The sequence below is a fragment of the Psychrobacter sp. Sarcosine-3u-12 genome, assembly GCF_002836005.1.
Taxonomy (GTDB): Bacteria; Pseudomonadota; Gammaproteobacteria; order Pseudomonadales; family Moraxellaceae; genus Psychrobacter; species Psychrobacter okhotskensis.
This window is the reverse complement of the sequence record NZ_PJBY01000054.1, coordinates 1-405: the sequence shown is the minus strand read 5'-3', so window position 1 is coordinate 405 and position 405 is coordinate 1. Positions and strand designations below refer to the sequence as shown.

1 protein-coding gene is annotated in these 405 nt (G+C 46.9%); it reads left to right on the top strand.

Translation table 11 applies throughout. From position 1 onward, the window contains the following. On the top strand, window positions 1–405 hold a 405-nt coding region (locus CXF65_RS01120), incomplete at both ends, for a type VI secretion system Vgr family protein (RefSeq protein ID WP_157823990.1).

The following is a 405-nucleotide window of genomic DNA, read 5'->3' as shown; positions in this document are numbered from 1 at the left end:
GATGATCAAACGCTAGTTCAGTCTATCGGTGATAGCGAGCATCTAATCAATACTGGCAGTCTATTGTCATCAAGTCGCCCAAGCCTATTTGCCACGGATAATGAACAAGCGGTCGAAAGTGGTTATCGCAACACGGGTAACGGTTTATCGGAATGGATCACTGATCACCGTACAGAAAAAGCGTACTCTCAGCTAAAAGTAGCCAGTGCTGGGATATCTGCCAGTCTAAAAATGGGGGTTATCAATCCATCAGACACCGCCAAACGTCAAGGTATCAATGCGGCTACTAATGCCCAAATCAATATAAAATCAGGCGAAGCGCTCGTTCTCTCCACCCAAGCACAAACCCACGCTCAATCTGGACAGCATAACTATCAACAGCATACCCCGACGCTGACGCAAACA